Genomic DNA, 3,251 nt, shown 5'->3' with positions numbered 1-3,251 from the left:
GGTTGTACAAGGCCGCAGCGACGCCCCTTCAGATCACTGTGAGTCTGAGGAATTGCGCCATGCTCACCCTGAACATCAATGGCCAGGATCGGGAGCTGGATGTCCCCGCCGACATGCCGCTGCTCTGGGTCTTGCGCGATGTCGCCCACCTCACCGGCACCAAATTCGGCTGTGGCATAGCTCAATGCGGAGCCTGCACCGTGCATGTCGATGGCGCGCCGCTGCGCTCCTGCATCACACCGGCCACCGCTGTGGCCGATGGGCAAAAGATTCTCACCATCGAAGGCCTGTCTGCGGACGGTTCGCACCCGGTGCAACAGGCCTGGGCGGAACTTGACGTGGTCCAGTGTGGTTACTGCCAGTCCGGGCAGATCATGTCGGCGGCGGCGTTGCTGGCGAAGATTCCGAAGCCGACCGACAGCGACATCGATCAGGCACTGTCCGGCAACATCTGCCGTTGCGGCACTTACCCGCGGATTCGCGCGGCGGTCAAACGCGCCGCGGAGCTGGGATGAGGTGGCCATGAACAGCATCAACGCGTTATCGCGCCGTGGTTTTCTCATGGGCAGTGCGTTGCTGGGCGGTGGGCTGGTGGTAGCGTTTGTCATGCCCGGTGTCCGCCGTTTTGCCATGGGCGCGGAGAACCAGGGCAACGTGTTTGCGCCAAACGCCTTTCTGCGCATTGGCAATGACAACAGCGTCACCGTATTGCTGGGTCACTCGGAAATGGGCCAGGGCATCTGGACCGGCCTGACCATGCTGATCGCTGAAGAGCTGGACGCCGACTGGTCGAAAATCCGCGTCGAGCACTCCCCGGCATCGGCCGCCGATTACGGCATGCCCGGGTTTGGCGGGATGCAGATCACCGGTGGTTCGACCTCGACCTGGATGGAGTTCGACCGCTATCGCCTGGCCGGCGCGGCGGCGCGCTTGATGTTGATCGACGCGGCGGCCAAGCGTTTCAACGTCGCGCCGTCCGAGATTCATACCGAGTCGGGCGTGGTCATCGCCGGCGAACACCGTGCCACCTATGGCGAGTTGGCCGACGACGCCGGGCAGTTGCCACGGCCGGACCCGGCCTCGATCAAACTCAAGGACGCCAAAGACTGGCGGCTGATCGGCAAACCCACCARGCGCCTGGACACACCGGAGAAAATCACCGGCCGGGCGAARTTCGGCATGGACGTGCAGTTYGACGGGCTGATGACGGCGATGGTCGCCCGTTCACCCACCTTCGGCGGWAGCGTCAAATCCTTYGAAGGCGCCGAAGCGCTGGCGATTCCSGGYGTRCACAAAGTGGTGCAAGTGCCGACCGGCATCGCGGTGATTGCTGACCATTATTGGGCGGCGAAGCTGGGGCGCGATGCGCTGAAAATCGAGTGGAACCCGGGGCCGAACGCCGGGCTCAATAGCAAGGCGTTGCTGGAAAGCTTCCGCAAACTCGCCACTACCCCTGGAATGAATGCCGGTCAAGCGGGTGATACCCAGGCTGCGCTGGCGAAAGCGACCAAGACCATCGACGCTGAATACAGCGTGCCTTATCTGGCCCACGCGCCGATGGAGCCATTGAACTGCACCGTGAGCATCACCAAGGACAAGTGCGAAATCTGGACCGGCACCCAGTTCCAGACTCTGGACCAGATGGTTGCCGGGAAAATCACCGGGCTGAAACCAGAGCAGGTCGAGATCCATACCGAGTTTCTCGGTGGCGGCTTCGGGCGTCGGGCCAATCCGACCTCGGACTTCGTCAGCGAAGCGGTGTACGTCGCCAAGGCCGCTGGTGCACCGGTGAAAACCGTGTGGGCGCGGGAGGATGATATCCGCGGTGGCTATTACCGCTCGGCGTTCCTGCACCATGCGCGTATCGGGCTGGGTACCGACGGCCTGCCGCTGGCGTGGAAACATGTAATGGTCGGACAGTCGATCATGGTCGGGACTTCCCTTGAAGCGAGCATGGTCAAGGACGGGATCGACAAGACCTCCGTCGAAGGCGTGGCCGACAGCCCCTACTTCGAAGGACTGGCCAATCACCAGATCGAACTGCACTCACCGAAAACCGGGATCAGCGTGTTGTGGTTGCGTTCGGTGGGGCACACCCACACTGCGTTTGTCATGGAATCGCTGATCGATGAACTGGCCACGGCGGCCGGCAAGGATCCGGTGGAATATCGACGCACCTTGCTCAAGGACCATCCGCGCCACCTCGGTGTGCTGAACCTCGCAGTGGAGAAAGCCAACTGGAAGGCGCCGCTGCTGGACGGTCATGCGCTAGGTGTAGCGGTGCATGAGTCGTTCGGCAGCTATGTGGCGCAGGTGGCCGAGGTGTCCCAGGACAACCTCGCCATCCGTGTGCACCGGGTGGTGTGTGCGGTGGACTGCGGCATTGCGGTCAACCCGCAGAGCATCGCCGCGCAGATGGAGTCGTGCATTACCTTCGGCCTCAGCTTCGCCTTGCACAGCAAACTGACGCTCAAGGACGGGCGGGTGGTGCAGTCCAACTATCACGACTATCAGGTGCTGCGGCTCAACGAAATGCCGGTGGTCGAAGTGCATATCGTACCCAGCAGCGACAAACCCGGCGGTATCGGCGAAGCCGGTGTGCCACCCACGGCGCCGGCGGTGGCCAACGCGGTGTTTGCCCTGACCGGGCAGCGCCTGCGGGAGCTGCCGTTGCAGCTGTCGGGGGTGTGAGATGAAACGACATCATTGGGTGCTTGGGACGGTGATCCTGATCTGTCTCATCGCCTAYGCATCGCACGTGTTCGCCGAAGACCGCGAGGCCTTGCAGGCGTTCGACACCGTGCAGAAAGTCTTCCAGAGCCCGCGTTGTCAGAACTGCCACATTCCCGGGGATTCGCCGCTGCAATTCGATGCCGGCGTGCCCCACGCGATGAATGTCGTGCGCGGCATGGACGGCAAGGGCGCGGCCGGGTTGCCCTGTGCAACGTGCCATGCCCAAAGCAACCCGCCGGCCAGCTACGGTCCGCACGCGCCACCCGGAGCGCCACACTGGAGCCTGCCACCGGCAGCACAGCGGATGGCCTGGATCGGCCTGCCGGCCGACCGGCTGTGCGCGATGATCAAGGATCGCTCCAGTAACGGCGACCGGGATTTTGCCGCGCTGATCAAACACGTCAGCGACGACAAGCTGGTGCTGTGGGGCTGGAATCCGGGCGGCAATCGCGCGCCGGTGCCGGTACCGCACGATATCTTCGTCACCCGGTTCAAGCGCTGGGCCGATGCAGGAGGGC

Annotated in this window: 3 protein-coding genes; all 3 read left to right on the top strand. The window is 63.4% G+C overall.

Translation table 11 applies throughout. The annotated features are described in order from the left end of the window. Window positions 1-59 precede the first annotated feature (59 nt). Window positions 60-515 carry a (2Fe-2S)-binding protein gene (locus ACXRVY_RS21430; protein WP_457266176.1) on the top strand — a complete coding sequence of 152 codons (456 nt, stop codon included), beginning with the start codon at window positions 60-62 and terminating at the stop codon, window positions 513-515. 7 nt (window positions 516-522) lie between these two features. Continuing rightward, window positions 523-2,691: a molybdopterin cofactor-binding domain-containing protein gene (locus ACXRVY_RS21425; RefSeq protein WP_458238179.1), complete on the top strand. Its 2,169-nt coding sequence runs from the start codon at window positions 523-525 to the stop codon at window positions 2,689-2,691. 1 nt (window position 2,692) lies between these two features. Continuing rightward, window positions 2,693-3,251, top strand: a 559-nt coding sequence (locus ACXRVY_RS21420) for a hypothetical protein (protein ID WP_458238178.1), incomplete at its 3' end; no start/stop codon positions are given.

The sequence above is a fragment of the Pseudomonas sp. P5_A2_2 genome (genome assembly GCF_054177685.1).
This window is presented reverse-complemented; position numbering and strand designations above follow the sequence as displayed.